19 protein-coding genes are annotated in these 16,535 nt (G+C 50.7%); 11 read left to right on the forward strand and 8 right to left on the reverse strand.

Features of this window, described 5'->3' with window-relative positions; genetic code table 11:
* Positions 1-49 precede the first annotated feature (49 nt).
* From waaO to FJU30_RS18890, 3 genes are all read left to right on the forward strand, one after another.
* Positions 50-1,066, forward strand: a complete 1,017-nt coding sequence (gene waaO / locus FJU30_RS18880) for a lipopolysaccharide 3-alpha-galactosyltransferase (RefSeq protein ID WP_150436532.1) — start codon at positions 50-52, stop codon at positions 1,064-1,066.
* Between the two features lie 88 nt (positions 1,067-1,154).
* Complete coding sequence (locus FJU30_RS18885; RefSeq protein ID WP_150436533.1) at positions 1,155-2,222, forward strand: glycosyltransferase family 9 protein; 1,068 nt, start codon at positions 1,155-1,157, stop codon at positions 2,220-2,222.
* 48 nt (positions 2,223-2,270) lie between these two features.
* Entirely contained in the window at positions 2,271-3,263 is a 993-nt protein-coding gene (locus tag FJU30_RS18890) for a glycosyltransferase family 8 protein (RefSeq protein ID WP_150436534.1), read from the forward strand.
* Between the two features lie 80 nt (positions 3,264-3,343).
* Here the strand turns inward: FJU30_RS18890 and FJU30_RS18895 are convergent, their stop codons facing one another.
* Positions 3,344-4,402 (reverse strand): glycosyltransferase family 9 protein, encoded by a 1,059-nt coding sequence (locus tag FJU30_RS18895; protein WP_150436535.1) that lies wholly within the window; start codon positions 4,400-4,402, stop codon positions 3,344-3,346.
* A 280-nt stretch (positions 4,403-4,682) separates the two neighbouring features.
* Between FJU30_RS18895 and waaA the strand changes: the two genes are divergently transcribed.
* Positions 4,683-5,969, forward strand: coding sequence for a lipid IV(A) 3-deoxy-D-manno-octulosonic acid transferase (gene waaA / locus FJU30_RS18900; protein WP_150436536.1), 1,287 nt, complete (start codon positions 4,683-4,685; stop codon positions 5,967-5,969).
* A gap of 24 nt (positions 5,970-5,993) precedes the next feature.
* The gene (gene coaD / locus FJU30_RS18905) at positions 5,994-6,479 is read left to right on the forward strand and encodes a pantetheine-phosphate adenylyltransferase (protein ID WP_150436537.1); all 486 of its coding nucleotides are present in this window, start codon (positions 5,994-5,996) and stop codon (positions 6,477-6,479) included.
* Here the strand turns inward: coaD and FJU30_RS18910 are convergent.
* From FJU30_RS18910 to radC, 5 genes are all read right to left on the reverse strand, one after another.
* On the reverse strand, positions 6,470-7,501 hold the full coding sequence (locus FJU30_RS18910; protein WP_150436538.1) for a glycosyltransferase family 9 protein: 1,032 nt from the start codon (positions 7,499-7,501) through the stop codon (positions 6,470-6,472). The genes coaD and FJU30_RS18910 overlap by 10 nt on opposite strands.
* Positions 7,502-7,787: 286 nt before the next feature.
* The gene (mutM, locus tag FJU30_RS18915; RefSeq protein ID WP_150436539.1) at positions 7,788-8,597 is read right to left on the reverse strand and encodes a bifunctional DNA-formamidopyrimidine glycosylase/DNA-(apurinic or apyrimidinic site) lyase; all 810 of its coding nucleotides are present in this window, start codon (positions 8,595-8,597) and stop codon (positions 7,788-7,790) included.
* Positions 8,598-8,747: 150 nt separating this feature from the next.
* Positions 8,748-8,915 (reverse strand): 50S ribosomal protein L33, encoded by a 168-nt coding sequence (gene rpmG, locus FJU30_RS18920; protein ID WP_004392084.1) that lies wholly within the window; start codon positions 8,913-8,915, stop codon positions 8,748-8,750.
* Between the two features lie 11 nt (positions 8,916-8,926).
* Positions 8,927-9,163 carry a 50S ribosomal protein L28 gene (rpmB, locus tag FJU30_RS18925; protein ID WP_005164747.1) on the reverse strand — a complete coding sequence of 79 codons (237 nt, stop codon included), beginning with the start codon at positions 9,161-9,163 and terminating at the stop codon, positions 8,927-8,929.
* Positions 9,164-9,401: 238 nt separating this feature from the next.
* On the reverse strand, positions 9,402-10,067 hold the full coding sequence (gene radC / locus FJU30_RS18930) for a RadC family protein (protein ID WP_150436540.1): 666 nt from the start codon (positions 10,065-10,067) through the stop codon (positions 9,402-9,404).
* 199 nt (positions 10,068-10,266) lie between these two features.
* Between radC and coaBC the strand changes: the two genes are divergently transcribed.
* From coaBC to slmA, 3 genes are all read left to right on the forward strand, one after another.
* Positions 10,267-11,508: a bifunctional phosphopantothenoylcysteine decarboxylase/phosphopantothenate--cysteine ligase CoaBC gene (gene coaBC, locus FJU30_RS18935; RefSeq protein WP_150436541.1), complete on the forward strand. Its 1,242-nt coding sequence runs from the start codon at positions 10,267-10,269 to the stop codon at positions 11,506-11,508.
* Positions 11,477-11,935, forward strand: a complete 459-nt coding sequence (gene dut / locus FJU30_RS18940) for a dUTP diphosphatase (RefSeq protein WP_191091647.1) — start codon at positions 11,477-11,479, stop codon at positions 11,933-11,935. The genes coaBC and dut overlap by 32 nt, the downstream gene beginning before the upstream one ends.
* Positions 11,936-12,225: 290 nt before the next feature.
* Complete coding sequence (gene slmA / locus FJU30_RS18945) at positions 12,226-12,822, forward strand: nucleoid occlusion factor SlmA (protein ID WP_150436542.1); 597 nt, start codon at positions 12,226-12,228, stop codon at positions 12,820-12,822.
* A gap of 46 nt (positions 12,823-12,868) precedes the next feature.
* On the opposite strand, the gene pyrE is transcribed toward slmA, so the two are convergent.
* Together pyrE and rph are read right to left on the reverse strand one after the other, a co-directional pair.
* Entirely contained in the window at positions 12,869-13,510 is a 642-nt protein-coding gene (pyrE, locus tag FJU30_RS18950) for an orotate phosphoribosyltransferase (protein WP_150436543.1), read from the reverse strand.
* Between the two features lie 324 nt (positions 13,511-13,834).
* Positions 13,835-14,551, reverse strand: a complete 717-nt coding sequence (gene rph / locus FJU30_RS18955; protein ID WP_150436544.1) for a ribonuclease PH — start codon at positions 14,549-14,551, stop codon at positions 13,835-13,837.
* A gap of 171 nt (positions 14,552-14,722) precedes the next feature.
* Here rph and FJU30_RS18960 point away from each other — a divergent pair, with 171 nt between their 5' ends.
* From FJU30_RS18960 to FJU30_RS18970, 3 genes are all read left to right on the forward strand, one after another.
* A complete protein-coding gene (locus FJU30_RS18960; protein WP_150436545.1) occupies positions 14,723-15,109 on the forward strand; it encodes a YidH family protein in 387 nt (128 codons plus the stop codon).
* Positions 15,110-15,116: 7 nt separating this feature from the next.
* Entirely contained in the window at positions 15,117-15,476 is a 360-nt protein-coding gene (locus FJU30_RS18965; RefSeq protein ID WP_150436546.1) for a DUF202 domain-containing protein, read from the forward strand.
* 178 nt (positions 15,477-15,654) lie between these two features.
* Entirely contained in the window at positions 15,655-16,518 is an 864-nt protein-coding gene (locus FJU30_RS18970) for a YicC/YloC family endoribonuclease (protein WP_150436547.1), read from the forward strand.
* The last annotated feature ends 17 nt before the right edge of the window (positions 16,519-16,535 follow it).

Below are 16,535 nucleotides of genomic sequence, written 5' to 3' on the forward strand. Positions count from 1 at the left end.
GGTCTGGTCTGCCTGCCGTACGACGAGAGACTTTATTGTTGAGATCATTATGTATTTTAATAAAAACGATGTTATCACTGAAACCATCGAATTTTCATTCAGCGCCACGCCGGATACGCCAGCGACGTTAAATATTTCTTTCGGCACCGATAAGAATTTCCTGTTTGGCTGCGCCATTTCCATCGCTTCGATTTTAGTAAATAATCCAGGACAACAGCTGGCATTCCACGTGTTCACCGATACGCTGGAAGCCGACGAACGGGAAAAATTCAGCGCGCTGGCTCAGCAATATAATACGACTATCACGCTCTATATCGTGAACTGCGACTGGCTAAAACGGCTGCCCAGTACAAAGAACTGGTCTTACGCCATCTATTTCCGCTTCATTATTACCGATTACTTTAGCAAAATACTGGATAAGATTGTTTATCTGGATTCAGATATCACCTGCAACGGATCACTGCAGGAATTGATCGATTTGGATATCAGCGATTATATTATCGCAGCCGTGGCCGAAGGTGAACGCGGCTGGTGGGCGAAATGCGCGCGCAGACTGGCGACGCCGACAATTGGAAAAGGCTATTTTAACTCCGGCTTTCTGCTCATCAACTTAAAAAAATGGCACGAGCATAACATCACACAAAAAACGATGGAAATGCTGATGGATAACCAGAGCAAAGGGAAAATATCTTATCCCGATCAGGATATCCTTAACATTTTACTGCCAGGACACATTCTTTTCCTCGATAAAAAATATAACACACAGTTCAGCATAAATTATGAGCTAAAGTGCAAGTTCGGCCAGACCTACCCTCACCCGATTAATGATAACACTGTATTTATTCACTATATTGGTCCAACCAAGCCCTGGCATGCATGGGCGGATTACCCCAGTACCCAATTCTTTCAGCAAGCGAAATTGCATTCACCCTGGAAAGAGGTACCGTTACAAGAGCCTCAGGATGCAAATCAGTTAAGATACTGTGCTAAGCATATGTTCCACCGAAAAAAAATAATACACTCTTTCTATTTTCACTGCCTTTATTTATTAAAAAAAATAAAATAGAGATAACCGCTCGTTCTTGATCAACCTGAACCTTTCATTTTTTAATTAATTTGGTTAAAAACCCAATTATTGTAACAGGCACAACACTATGGAATTAATAAATAAAATAAAGCAACTAAACAGAAAGAGAAATTACAAATTAAAAAAATTAAAAAAAGAAATCAAAATAAAAACGCTATTGATGCGCTGTAAGAAACCAAACAATTCCTTTTCTCCAGAAAAAATAAATGATGTATTATTTATACTTACCGGTATAGGTCTCGGTGATGTCATATTCCTCAGCGAAGTTTTTAAAGCGCTACACGATAATGGTTATCGGGTCAGAGTTTTAATTAATAAAAGAGTCTCATTTATGTTTGAAGGCGTTGAAGGCGTCGATGAGATCATCTTATTTGAAAAAATTGAAGATCTGAAAAAACTCAAAACTATCAGAACCGATCTTATTATTGACCTTTACAGTCGACTGGATTATCTAACATATTCATATCTAAAAATAATTTCATTAATTAGCCATAAATATTGCATAGGGTTCAATGTCCGTTATGAAAAACCTTATAATATTGTTTTCACAGTTGATGAGGCACATCCACACATTACTCACGCATATAAAAAAATGCTAAGTCTGCTGGATATTAATAAAACATCTTTACGATATCATTTAACTATTCCAACGCAATTTATAGAACAAACGAAAACATATCTATCTGAATTAAGTACCAAAAAAATAATCGCATTTAATCCATTTGCTTCATGCGATAGAAGAAGTTTGACTATCATTCAAATAAATACATTACTCAAATTATGCGAAAAAATAGATAACGTTCACATTATTATCATTGGGGAACAAAAGAAACTCAGTGATATAGAACTCTCATGTAATTCAGAAATCTGTACTTTAGATTCATTCTGGAATGCAGCAGCGGTGGTGAAATTATCTGATCTGGTGGTTTCAGTTGATACATCTATCGTGCACCTGGCTAGCGCATTTAATCAGCCCCTGGTCTCTATATACAGTTCAGAAGTTATTGATGGTTTTCAGGGGGATGATTTCTATGCACCGAACCATAAAAATTCAATCCAGATAATAGCACCACATGAAGCTGCAAAAAATCTTGATTCAACCATTATTTATGAAAATATTTTATCAAAATTATAATATTTCAACTAATTGATGCTTTTCATCAGTAATTTTCATGGATAAAAAATGAATAAATTCATCACCAGTAAAACTGTTCTTTGCAAAAATGAAAAACAAGGATTAAATACGCTACATATAGCCCTTTGTTTTGACGATAAATACTCCGTACCTGGTTGTATAACAGCATTTTCGATTATTAAAAATAATACGGATATCAATCTTGTTTTTCACTTATTTACATTAAATGTAAAAAACACATCATTAAATAGATTTAAGAGACTATCAGATGATAATGTCACATTATTTAATTATGACATAAGCACCTCATTTATAAATGAACTGACAAAAGATCTTGATACCCATACAGATAATTACTGGTATTTAAATAAAATCAGACTCTCATCTGCTTGTTTGAGACTAATTATTTCTGATGTTTTATATACGACAACGAAAAAAATATTATATATAGACTGCGACACTTTGTGTCTAAATAGTTTATCTGACCTTATCGATCTGGATATATCTGACTATTACTCCGCCTGTATCGAGGATAATGACGTTAAATGTCATAGTACAATGTTATTTGGCACGCCAGATGAAAAATATTTCAATTCAGGCGTTATGCTGATCAATACAGAAAAATGGGTAAATGAGAGTCTGACAGCAAAGGCCATCTCAATGCTTATACAAAACAATGGCAAATTCACCTGGCCTGATCAGGATGTATTAAATATTCTAATGAAAGGGAATGTATATTATTTATCTGTGAAGTATAATTTCATGCCCCAGCCAAAGGATAAGATACCAGACGGTACAATTATTGCGCACTTCGCCGCTAATCCTAAACCATGGTTCAAAGTAAGAAATGAAAAAACATATCTTGCCTATCTATTGTCCTCACCCTGCAAAGATATAACGTTAAAAACATATGATAAAGAAACCAGTAATCGTTATGTTCTAAAAACTTATGCTGAGGACTTACGCGCCGAAGGGAAATATCTTATGTCCTTCATTTATTACTTACGCTACAAATTACAAAAGTTGTCGCCTAAAAAATAAGTCATCCAGTATACTGTTCAGCGGGAATAACGCCGACGCATAACAATAAACGTTATATCAATGGAATAAAAAACACGACCCTATGATTTTATTTTTTCTATTATAGGTTTTACATAGAAAAATAGTTTTAGCATATCCATATTCTTTGCCGCACCGTTCGGCGCAATCAGCTGCACCGCCTTATCATAGTGCGGGGCGAACAAAAAGTTAGACTCATAACCGCCAAACTTTTCCGAGCTATAGACCGAGACCAACGGTTTATCCAACGCATTCGCTAAATGTACAATAGAGGTTTCCACCGATATAACCATATCTGAATACGCCACCATCGCGGCCGCCCCCCAAAACGATTCCAATGGATTCTTTATAACGCGATCTCCCTGCTGAATATCTTTTATCTTGTTCTTTTCACCGATGATGATCACGATAACATCATCATTTTTCTGCAATAACTTTAACAGCTCATCAATTTGCCTGGTGGTAAAACTCCTGACATCGTTTGATGCATAGGGATTAAAAACTACAATCTTGTTATGTGTGAACGGCGCTAAGAATAATTTTGCTTTCTCTTTTTCCTCCGCGGGTAAATATATATCATATGACAGATCTGCATCGTGGACACCAATATAACGTAACAGACAGGCATACGCCTCTGTCAGATGGATGTCTTTGCTATCGGGAATAACGCTATCATTGTAGATTTTTGTTTTTTTAACATCAAAACCGATACAATAACGATGTTTTATTTTTCTTATCACACTGAGATAGCGAATGTTAAAATGCTCATCAACCCGGCTGTATAGATCAATAAGCAAATCAAAATACAATTCTTTATGATTATCAATGATGCCTTTTCTCTGTACAACAATTATTTTATCAATATATTTATTTCTTTCAAATAAAAAAGATGTTTTAGCATCAATAAACACACTCACCTGATAACCGCGTTTATTCAACTCACGGAACATTCCCGTGGCGATAATAACATCGCCAAGACCAACGTTAAACAACAACACCCCTATACTCTTTACGTTTTTCATATTCAGGGGTTCTTTTTTTGCTTTAGACAACCCCAAAAAAAGCATTTCCTTTATTTTAAATTTTATTGTTTTTATTTTTTTATCTTGCTGTCTGTTCATACTTTTTTAATTTCCTGTCGAACTCGCGCTCACATCACGAATAGACTACGATTCACCACCACACTGTAGCATAACTGTCAAACGGGTAAAATTTATTACGTTCCATGCGATGTTCATCGATAAAAATAACGACTGAATGCTGAGTCATTATTAACCGATCGCGCACAAAAATTCCAGTCCCCGCCTCTGCGGCTATATCAGCAGCTACCTGGAAAAACATAGATTTACCTTTATTAACCCTATAAAATCGTCCCTAAAATTAACCAGAATAGTACACTCCATGCTGCAAGCCCTCTACACCGTACTCCTGTATCTTATCCAGCCACTGATTTGGATCCGTCTGTGGCTCCGTGGCCGTAAGGCACCTGCGTACCGCCAGCGGTGGGCTGAGCGCTATGGTTTTAGCAAAGCGAAAGTGAAACCGAACGGCATTATGCTGCATTCGGTCTCCGTTGGAGAGACGCTGGCGGCCATTCCGCTGGTCAGGGCGCTGCGCCATCGTTACCCAACCCTGCCGATTACCGTAACCACGATGACGCCGACAGGTTCCGAACGAGTACGCTCTGCCTTTGGTAATGACGTGCACCACCTTTACCTGCCGTACGATCTGCCCTGCTCGCTGCGCCGTTTTCTGAACCGCATCCAGCCGCGCGTGGTGATCATTATGGAAACCGAGCTGTGGCCGAACCTGATCACCGCGCTGCATCAGCGCAATATCCCGTTGATTATCGCCAATGCCCGCCTTTCCGCCCGTTCGGCTGCGGGTTATAAGAAGCTGGGCGGCTTTATTCGCCGCATTTTACGCCAGATCACGTTGGTGGCGGTGCAAAATCAGGAAGACGGCGAACGGTTTATTGACCTGGGCCTGAAACGCGCCAACCTGACGGTCACAGGCAGCCTCAAATTTGATATTTCCGTCACGCCGGAGCTGGCAGCCCGGGCGGTGGCGCTACGCCGTCAGTGGGCCTCGAAACGGCCAGTGTGGATCGCGACCAGCACGCACGAAGGGGAAGAAAGTATTATTCTGGCTGCCCACCGTCAGTTGCTGACGCAGTTTCCGCAGCTGTTGTTGATTCTGGTGCCGCGCCATCCCGAACGTTTCGCCACGGCAGAAGAGCTGGCGCGAAATGCAGGGCTCAGCTACACGCTACGCAGCAGCGGTGAGATTCCATCGGCCAGCACGCAGGTGGTGATTGGCGATACCATGGGCGAACTGATGCTGCTGTACGGTATCGCCGATCTGGCGTTTGTCGGCGGCAGTCTGGTCGAACGCGGCGGGCATAACCCGCTGGAAGCCGCTGCCCACGCAATTCCGGTACTGATGGGTCCGCATGTGTTTAATTTTAAGGATATCTGCCATAAGCTGGAACAGGCTGACGGGCTGATTACCGTCGCCGATGAAACCGCACTGGTGCGCGAAGTGGGAAATTTGCTCGCGGATGAAGATTACCGCCGCTACTATGGACGCCACGCGGTGGAAGTTCTGCACCAGAATCAGGGGGCGCTGCAGCGGCTGTTAACGCTGCTCGAACCCTGGCTGCCGCCGCGCTCGAACTCATCGATATAGTGCGTTAACGAAGGACGGCAAATCATGGCAACCAAAGCGATCTACCCCGGAACCTTTGATCCGTTGACCAACGGACACTTAGATCTGCTGACTCGCGCCGCCGGCATGTTTGACCCTTTGGTGCTGGCCATTGCGGCCAGCCCAGGCAAAAATACGCTGTTTTCACTGGATGAGCGGGTATCTCTGGCCCGCGAGGCGACGGCGCATCTGAACAACGTCGAGGTCGTCGGCTTTTCTGAACTGATGGCCCACTTTGCGCAAAAACAGCGGGCGAATATTTTAGTCAGAGGACTGCGCGCCGTTTCGGATTTCGAATATGAACTACAGCTGGCCAAAATGAACAGCCATCTGATGCCGACGCTGGAGAGCGTTTTCCTGATGCCCTCAGAGCAATGGTCCTTTATCTCATCATCACTGGTCAAAGAGGTGGCGCGCCACGGCGGCGACGTCTCGCACTTCCTGCCCGTTCCCATCGCGGCGGCATTGCAGAGGAAGCTGAGTCAGTCCTGACCCACCTGCGCCGGGCTACCGCGCACATTCCGCGTTACTCGCATTGCAACCTGCAGTAAAGAACATACTGCCGTTTCCACATCCGACACGCTAATATCATCAACCACTGCGCCGGCATGCAGCAGAATGTACTCAACCCCCAGCGGGTGCCAGCGCAGATATTTCTCCGGTCGGGATTCAAATAAAGCCACAACCGGCACCTTCAGCGCCCCGCCGATATGCACCGGCGCGCTGTCGGCGGACACAATAACATCCAGCAGACTGGCCGCCGCAAACAGATCCGCAACTCCCGGCGTGACAATACAGCGCGCCTTAATCGCATTCTGCTGTTCCGGCGTCGGCTCCGCGCCCGGCACCGAGAACACGATAATATCGGCCACGGCGCTTAACTTCTGCGCCAGCTGGCGCCATTTTTCCCAGGACCAGCGGCGAGCATCGCTCTTGTTGGAAGTAAAAAAACCGACGCGCGGACGACCGTGCGGCGCCAGCCGCTGCCGCCAGTGCCGCTGCAAATCGGCATCGGGATAAATAGCCAGGCTAAGACGCTGGATATCCGGCGTCTCCAGCTCAGGCAGCAGCTCATAGCCGTACAACACTTCGTGCCTGGGTCGCCGATTCGCGATGTGCGACGGATTGCGATCGTCGAACTCGCTTTTACTGGTATGCCAGCGGCTATCTTTTACATTGAGGAGTTTAGCGAACTGGATCGAGCTTTTATTCATTCCGCCATTGGGGATCACTAATAGATCGAATTTCAAATGACGCAGTTGAAAGATTAATCGTAACCGATCAATCAAGGCGTTAAGCAGGCCCGGGCGCTGGTTTTTCTCATACTTTTTGCTATATACGTAGCGGTGCACCCGATGCACCACAGGGTTTCCCTCCAGCGCAGCGGCATTGTATTTATTCGCCAGCACATGGAGTTCAGCTTCAGGCCAGCGCTGCTTTATCGACTGCAGCAACGCCGTTGTACATATCATATCGCCAAGAAAATCGATTCTTATAACCAGTATGCGACGCATAAAACCACGATCCCAGGTAATAGTCTGCTTTATATCTTTCAGTGGACAGAGACGCCGGCTTTCCCCAATGGCCCGACGCCTTTGGGGCTGCGCCTGAGGTCTGCGCATAATCGACTGCCGCCGATCTCAGGGTGAGTTCAAACCTGCGGGGTTCGTCGCCGTCCTGCGTGCCGAAGGATATAAGGCATAAAAAACAATAATCAAACCATGTATTTTTAACTAATCAGATACGTTCCATGATTAATTTTCTGTGTCAGTCATATCATGCCATCGCCTCTGACCGCACCTAGTGCTGACAATATCGGCAGAAAAAAGTGCTACGCTGGCCATGTTTTGCGCTCTCAATCGGCGTGGCGCAAACCCGACAAGGTTCACCGGCACGCCCATAAACCTGCAGCTCCTGCGCAAAATAGCCCGGTTTACCGTCAGATTGTAAGAAATCGCGCAGAGTGGTGCCGCCCTGCTCGATCGAGCGCTGAAGAACGGTCTTAATGGTCTGAGCCAGACGTTCCGCTTCGGCCGCCGTCAGTGAACCGGCAAGTCGGTCCGGCCTGAGCCCGGCCATAAACAGGGATTCGCTGGCATAAATATTCCCTACGCCCACCACCACTTTATTATCCATCAGCCAGACTTTAAGCAGCGTCTTTTTGCCGCGCGACTTCTGGTACAGATAATCGCCGGAAAACGCATCGCTTAACGGCTCCGGCCCTAAATGGGCCAGCACCGGGCTCTCTTCCAGCGTACGGCTCCACAGCCAGGCGCCGAAACGACGAGGATCGGTATAGCGGAGTATCAGACCGTTGCTGAGGACCAGATCGACGTGATCGTGCTTCTGCGCTGCGCTGTGCTCCGGCAGAATACGCAAACTTCCCGACATGCCGAGATGGACGATGATCCACCCGGAGGACAATTCAATCAGGATGTATTTCGCCCGCCGGCGTACAGACAGCACTTTTTCATCACTGAGGGCGAGGATTTCTGAGGATACCGGCCAGCGCAGGCGTGCGTTGCGCACATCGGCATACAAAATCGTCTGGTCAACCAGCCAGGGCTCGATGCCGCGCCGACTGGTTTCCACTTCTGGTAATTCAGGCATGATACGTCTCCGCTAATTCCCGGCTACGGTAACATAAAAAACGCCCGGCGCGTTTTGCAACGCTGCAGCGCGGCGGCCCAAAAGGGGCGGCAAAAGCCGCTCGCCATAAAAAAACCCGGCCGAAGCCGGGTTTTATCAATCCGCTAAATATTACTTAATTTTAGCTTCTTTGTAGATCACGTGCTGGCGGACAACCGGATCGAATTTCTTCAGTTCCAGTTTTTCCGGCTTAGTACGCTTGTTCTTCGTGGTGGTATAGAAGTGACCAGTACCAGCAGAAGAAACCAGCTTGATCTTCTCGCGAACACCTTTAGCCATGACTTAGTTCCTTAATACTTCTCACCACGGGCACGAATTTCGGCCAGAACCGTTTCGATACCCTTCTTATCAATAACACGCATACCTTTAGCGGATACGCGCAGAGTAACAAAGCGTTTTTCGCCCTCAACCCAAAAACGGTGAGAGTGCAGGTTCGGCAGAAAACGGCGTTTGGTCGCGTTCATTGCGTGGGAGCGGTTGTTGCCGCTCACCGGGCGCTTGCCAGTAACTTGGCAGACTCGGGACATGTCTATTCTCCAAAAATCAAATCAGCTCGAGCTTCGTAGAGGATGCTGGCCGCCTCGTCAGGCTTTAGGGCCCATCTCAGCAACTTCGCTGAAAAGACGCTCTCATCAGGATAAACCCGCTGAGCCAGGCTCTTAACGCCGCATCCAGGATTCTCAAAGGTGGCGTAGTATACGCCCTGAAGAGTAAGTGCTCAAGTCCCGAACAGCTAAAGATCCCGAAGGATCGCGGAAAATTCTCTTAAATCCACCCGCGTTCAGCAAAAGAAACACATTCTCCACGCCCGATGACCAGATGATCCAACACACGAATCTCTAATAATAAACAGGCCTGAATCACCTGTTCGGTGATCGCGCGATCGGCCTGGCTTGGTTCCGCTTTACCCGACGGATGATTGTGCGCCAGGATCACGGCGGCCGCATTGGCTTTCAGCGCCTCACGCACAATTTCTCTGGGATGAACCTCTACGCTGCTAATAGTACCAGTAAACATCTCCCGATGACGAATAACCCGATGCTGATTATCCAAAAACATCACCAAAAAAATTTCCCTCTCCTGATGCGCCAGCAAAATCTGCAGGTACTGACGGGTGACATCCGGGCTGAGCATGGCGTCTTCCTGCGCCAGATGGGAAGAGTAAAATCGCCGGGCCAGCTCCGCAATCGCTTTTAACTGCGTGTATTTCGACAGCCCGATGCCGTTGGTGGCGCACAGCGCCTCTTTTTCCGCCGACATCAGCCGATGGAGCGAACCGAACTCATCCAGCAATTTTTCCGCAAAGGCCATCACATGCATGCCCGGCTGACCGGTACGTAAAAAAAGCGCCAGCAATTCGGCGTCGGTAAGCGACTCAGCCCCTAAATTAACCAGTTTTTCGCGCGGGGCCAGATCATCAATCCATTTCATTTTCCCGTGGACGCTCCATGATTAACCGGCGGAACGGCATCATTGCATGACGACACGCCGGGGAGAATCCCGCCGCGGCAGGCTTGCGTAGCGCTGCGCAAACTTTTGCCTCCCTCCCGGCCAACCGTTTAAGATTCATCTTATCGCCAGAGGTTATGATAAAATGCCGCCTCTTTAGACTTTGAATCGGACAATAACGATGACGGAAATTTCTGCTCTGCACGGGCTTGCCGGTAAACATATCCTGCTGGGAATCAGCGGCGGCATTGCGGCCTATAAGTGCCCGGAGCTGGTGCGTCGCTTACGGGAAAAAGGCGCCGAAGTGCGGGTAGTGATGACGCCGGCGGCGGAAGCCTTTATCACGCCGCTGACCCTGCAGGCCGTCTCCGGGTTTCCGGTTTCCGATAGCGTGCTCGATTTGTCGGCTGAAGCGGCCATGGGCCACATTGAGCTGGGAAAATGGGCCGATCTGGTCATCCTGGCGCCGGCGTCGGCCGATCTGCTGGCGCGCCTGACGGCGGGCATGGCCAATGACTTGCTCTCCACCGTTTGTCTGGCTACGCCGGCTCCGATCGCCGCGGCGCCGGCGATGAATCAGCAAATGTATCGCGCCGCTGCCACCCAGGACAATCTGCGCACGCTGGCCAGCCGCGGCGTGCTGCTGTGGGGGCCGGACAGCGGCAGCCAGGCCTGCGGAGATATCGGCCCGGGCCGAATGATCGACCCCATGGAAATTGTCGAGCTCGCGCAACAGCATTTCTCTTCCGCCGGCGATTTGCAGCATCTGAATATTATGGTCACCGCGGGCCCGACGCGTGAGGCGCTGGATCCGGTCAGGTTCATCACGAATCACAGTTCCGGCAAGATGGGCTTCGCTATCGCGCAGGCCGCCGCCGCACGCGGCGCCGTGGTGACGCTGGTTAGCGGCCCGGTCTCATTGCCCACGCCGCCGGGCGTGGCGCGCATCGACGTGATCAGCGCCCTTGAGATGCAGCAGGCGGTTATGTCATCCGCCGGGCGTCAGCATATCGTCATTGGCTGCGCGGCGGTGGCCGATTACCGTCCTCTCCATGTCGCCGATGAAAAAATAAAAAAACAGGGTGATGAAGTTACCATTGGCATGATAAAAAACCCTGACATCATTGCCGGCGTTGCCGCGATGCAGGACAACCGTCCCTTCGTGGTCGGGTTTGCGGCGGAAACCCAGAATGTGGAAGAATACGCGCGACAGAAACTGGCGCGGAAAAATCTGGACCTGATTTGCGCCAATGATGTTTCTCTTTCAGGGCATGGATTCAATAGCGAAACCAATGCATTACATCTTTTCTGGCAGGGCGGCGACCTGGCTCTACCCCAGTGTGAAAAGTCACGCCTTGCGCAGTATTTAATCGACGAGATTGTCAGCCGTTATGATGAAAAAAATAGACGTAAAGATTCTTGACCCGCGTATCGGTCAACAATTTCCGTTACCAGCCTACGCCACGCCGGGCTCCGCCGGGCTCGATCTGCGCGCCTGTATGGATACGCCGCTGGAGCTGGCCGCCGGCGCCACCACGTTGATCCCGACCGGTCTGGCGATCCATATCGCCGATCCGGGCCTGGCGGCGGTGATTCTGCCGCGCTCTGGCCTGGGCCATAAACATGGCGTGGTGCTGGGCAACCTGGTCGGTCTGATCGACTCCGATTACCAGGGGCAGTTGATGGTTTCCGTCTGGAACCGCGGCCAGCAGGCATTCACCATCGAGCCTGGTGAACGTATGGCGCAAATGGTTTTTGTTCCCGTCGTTCAGGCCGAATTTAACCTGGTTGAAGAATTCGCCGACAGTGAACGCGGCGAAGGTGGTTTTGGTCACTCCGGACGTCAGTAAGTCATTCCACACCCGGTATATGCCCAATAGATTTCGCGTTGCGGAAAGGCGCAAGTAAGCAGACTCCGCTGCCGGCGACACATCGGTCGGAAGCGGGGTTGAATGCGCCCGGCGACGGTTCCTCGGGGACGAAGCCCGATGAAGGACCGGGTCATTGAACCGCCGTCAACGCGCCAGTAACCCAAAAGCACGCGGGTATAGTAAAAATCACATAAGCCACAGCGTATTATGCGACTGTGGCGCTGCCGGGTGGTCGATGGTTAACTTTTTTAGCAAGGGTCTTTTCAGGCATGGCAGAAAAAGAAAATACGAAGCGGAATCGTCGCGAGGAAATACTGCAGGCGCTGGCGCAAATGCTGGAATCCAGCGATGGCAGCCAGCGAATCACCACGGCGAAACTGGCGGCTAACGTCGGGGTTTCCGAAGCGGCGCTTTACCGGCATTTTCCCAGCAAAACGCGTATGTTCGACAGTCTGATCGAGTTTATCGAAGACAGCCTGACCAGCCGCATCAACCTGATTTTGCAGGATGAGAAGGAGACGTTCAGCCGGCTGCGTTTAATTCTGCTGCTTATTCTGGGTTTTGCCGAACGCAATCCCGGCCTGACCCGGATCATGACCGGCCATGCTCTGATGTTTGAACAGGATCGGCTGCAGGGGCGGATTAATCAGCTCTTTGAACGCATCGAATCCCAGCTGCGCCAGGTGCTGCGCGAACACAGACTGCGCAATGAACAGGGCTTTGACCACGACGAAACCCTGCTCGCCAGCCAGCTGCTGGCCTTTTGCGAAGGGACGCTGTCGCGTTTTGTGCGCTCTGAATTTCGCTATCGCCCCACAACTGAGTTCGATACCCGCTGGCCGCTGCTGGCGGCGCAACTGCGCTGACGATTTCGCCGTCCGCCAGAGGCAACATTCTGGCGGCAGGTTTGCCTCACACGCCGTACTGCTCCCGATAAGCCCGAACCGCGGCCAGGTGCCCGGCCATTTCCGGCTGCTCCGCAAGATAGGCGATCAGATCCTGTAAGGTAATGATCGAAATGACCTTGCACCGATAATCGCGCTCGACTTCCTGAATCGCCGAAAGGCTGTCCCGGCCGCGCTCCTGACGATCCAGCGCAATCAACACGCCGGCCAGCTGCGCGCCATAAGCCTCAATGATCGACATGGATTCACGAATCGCCGTGCCGGCCGTGATCACATCGTCCACCAGCATCACGCGCCCCTGCAACGGACTGCCGACCAGGTTGCCGCCTTCGCCGTGGTCCTTCGCCTCTTTGCGGTTAAAGCAGTAAGGCAAATCGCGTTGATGATGTTCAGACAGCGCAACGGCGGTAGTCGTCGCGATAGGAATCCCTTTGTAGGCCGGACCGAACAGCAAATCGAACGCTATCCCGGAGTCAACCAGCGCTTCCGCATAGAAACGCCCCAGTAACGCCAGGTCGCGCCCGGTATTGAACAAACCCGCATTAAAGAAATAGGGGCTGATACGCCCTGATTTCAGGGTAAATTCGCCAAATTTTAACACCTGTTTACCAAGCGCAAACTCAATAAACTGGCGCTGATAGGCTTTCATTTACTGTTTCTCCTCTTCTTAAAAACGGATTTCGCGCGCGGCGACCATAAAAAAGCGACCTGCCGGTCGCTCCAGACTGTTGACGGCTCAATGGCGGAGATTCAGACGGAGACCATCGAACGGAGAGTATAACGTCCGCGCTATCGATGGCGCGGTCGGGCAGACAAGGATGCCTTTGCCGCGTCTTTACCTTCTGTCCACTATCGCCGCCACACCCGATTTGTCAGCAATCTCGCCGGAGAGAACGATATCCCCGGGCCTGATGAACGCTCTGCCGGTCTGCACAGGCAGAGAGGCGACGGACACCGCGCTGCGCTGCGGTGTTTATTCGCTTAACGCGGCTTTCTGCGCCTGGATAATATTATCAATCCCCGCCCGCGCCAGCGCCAGTAATGACAGCAGCTCTTCGTGGCTGAACGGTTCGCCTTCGGCCGTGCCCTGCACCTCGATCATGCGGCCATCTTCCGTCATGACCACATTCATATCCGTTTCGGCCGCCGAATCTTCCACATACTCCAGATCGCAGATCGCTTCACCGTTGACAATCCCTACGGATACCGCAGCCACCAGGCCTTTCAACGGATTTTTTTTCAGTTTGCCGCTGGCCATCAACCCTTGCAGGGCATCGACCAGCGCCACGCAGGCGCCGGTGATCGACGCGGTACGCGTGCCGCCGTCCGCCTGCAGCACGTCGCAGTCCAGCGTAATAGTGTATTCACCCAGCGCGCGCAGATCGACCGCGGCGCGCAGCGAACGGGCAATCAGCCGCTGAATTTCCAGCGTCCGCCCGCCCTGTTTACCCCTGGCCGCTTCCCGCGCGTTGCGGCTGTGGGTGGCGCGCGGCAGCATGCCGTATTCCGCGGTAATCCAGCCCTGTCCCTGGCCTTTCAGAAAACGCGGCACGCCTTCTTCAACCGACGCATTACACAAAACTTTGGTGTCGCCAAATTCAACCAGCACCGAACCTTCGGCATGTTTTGTGTAATGGCGGGTTAATTTGAGGGGGCGTACTTGCTGTGCACTTCGGCCTGTTGGGCGCATGGAAAATCTCCGGCAGGTAAATCATTTATTGGCTGCGCATTATACGGACTTCATCACATAATGCCTATCGAACACTGCCGCCGGCGGTTATAATTCCGTCATTTGTGCATGATATCATCGAATTAATGCTACATTTTGTTGCTATCTTCGCTTGAGAAAGAAAATCGCCCAATGCAGGAATCTCCGTCGCACAACAACAAAGACGCGAAAAAGACGCCGTGGCAACAGCAGGGCAGCACGCCGGATTATCGCTTCTCGCTGGCGAACGAACGCACCTTTTTGGCCTGGATTCGAACGGCGCTGGCGTTCCTGGCCGGCGCCATCGCCATCGATCAGCTCGCGCCGGACTTCGCGTCCCCGCTGGCGCGCAACATTATCGCCCTGTTTCTGACCCTGGCCGCCGCACTGCTGGCGTTAATGGCCTATCGACGCTGGGCGGCGAATGAACTGGCCATTCGCCTCAACCAGGCCATGCCCTACACCCGCCTGCTGCTGGCCATCGCCGTCTTTGTGGCGGTCATCGCCCTGGCCTTCCTGCTGTTAATGCTGGCGACCTGAGGGCGGCATGAAGAACAACGCCGTCAGCGCGCCGACGCCGGGACGTCAGCCGGAACGATCCGGTCTGGCATGGTCGCGCACCGCATTCCTGCTTCTGCTGAACAGCCTGCTGCTGCTGCGCGCGGCTTCCCGCCACCACAGCGGCTATCTCCTCGCTATCGGCATCATGCTGATGACGGGCGCGTTCGCGCTGTATATCTGGGCCGCGGCGCGCCTGAAATTTATTCTGCATAGCCACGCGCCCTGCACGACGCGTCTGGTAAGCGTGATGCGTCTGTTGACGCTGGTGATATGTTTCACCGCCATGTTGATAATCGTGCGCCAGCTGGGCACGCTGTTCCAGCTATTGATACCGCCATCAGGATGAATACTGAAGGAGAGAAAAACGCGGACTAACGGCCGGCCAACGGCGATCCGCACGCAACGCGTGCAAGGCGGTTCAATAGCCAGCCGGCGGTTTACCGATATCCGTGACGGTTTTGGCTATCCTGCCCCCGGCCACGACGCTATAATCCCCCCATCATTCGTTTTACAGGTATGCACCGATGATTCGCAGCATGACCGCCTATGCCCGGCGTGAAATTAAAGGTAACTGGGGCAGCGCAGCCTGGGAGTTGCGCTCCGTCAACCAGCGTTATCTTGAGACTTATATCCGTTTGCCAGAACAGTTCCGCAGCCTGGAACCGGTTATCCGCGAACGTATTCGCGCTCGTCTCACGCGCGGCAAAATTGAATGCAATCTGCGTTTCGACGTCGATCCCAGCGCGCAAAGTTCGCTGATTCTCAATGAAAATCTGGCCAGACAGCTGGTAAAAGCCGCCAACTGGGTCAAAATGCAAAGCGATGAAGGCGAAATCAATCCGGTCGATATTCTGCGCTGGCCGGGCGTGATGGCGGCGGAAGAACAAGATCTGGACGCCATCAATCAGGAATTGCTGCGGGCGCTGGAAAGCACGCTGGATGACTTCATCGCCGCCCGAGAAAGTGAAGGCGCTGCGCTGCAAACGCTGATTGAACAACGTCTGCAGGGCGTTAACGAAGAAGTGAAAAAAGTTCGCGCCCACATGCCGGAAATTCTGCAGTGGCAGCGTGAGCGGCTGCTCAGCAAGCTGGAAGACGCGCAGGTACAGCTGGAAAATAACCGGCTGGAACAGGAACTGGTCATCCTGGCGCAGCGCATCGATGTGGCGGAAGAGCTGGACCGCCTTGATGCGCATGTGAAAGAAACCTATAAAATTTTGAAAAAACCGGAAGCGGTCGGTCGCCGGCTGGACTTTATGATGCAGGAGTTCAACCGCGAATCGAACACCCTGGCCTCCAAATCCATCAACGCCGACATCACCACTTCCGCTATTGAGCTAAAGGTGTTGATTGAACAGATGCGGGAACAGATCCAAAATATCGAATAATTTCCACCCTGCTCCAC

It is taken from the genome of Affinibrenneria salicis (genome assembly GCF_008710095.1).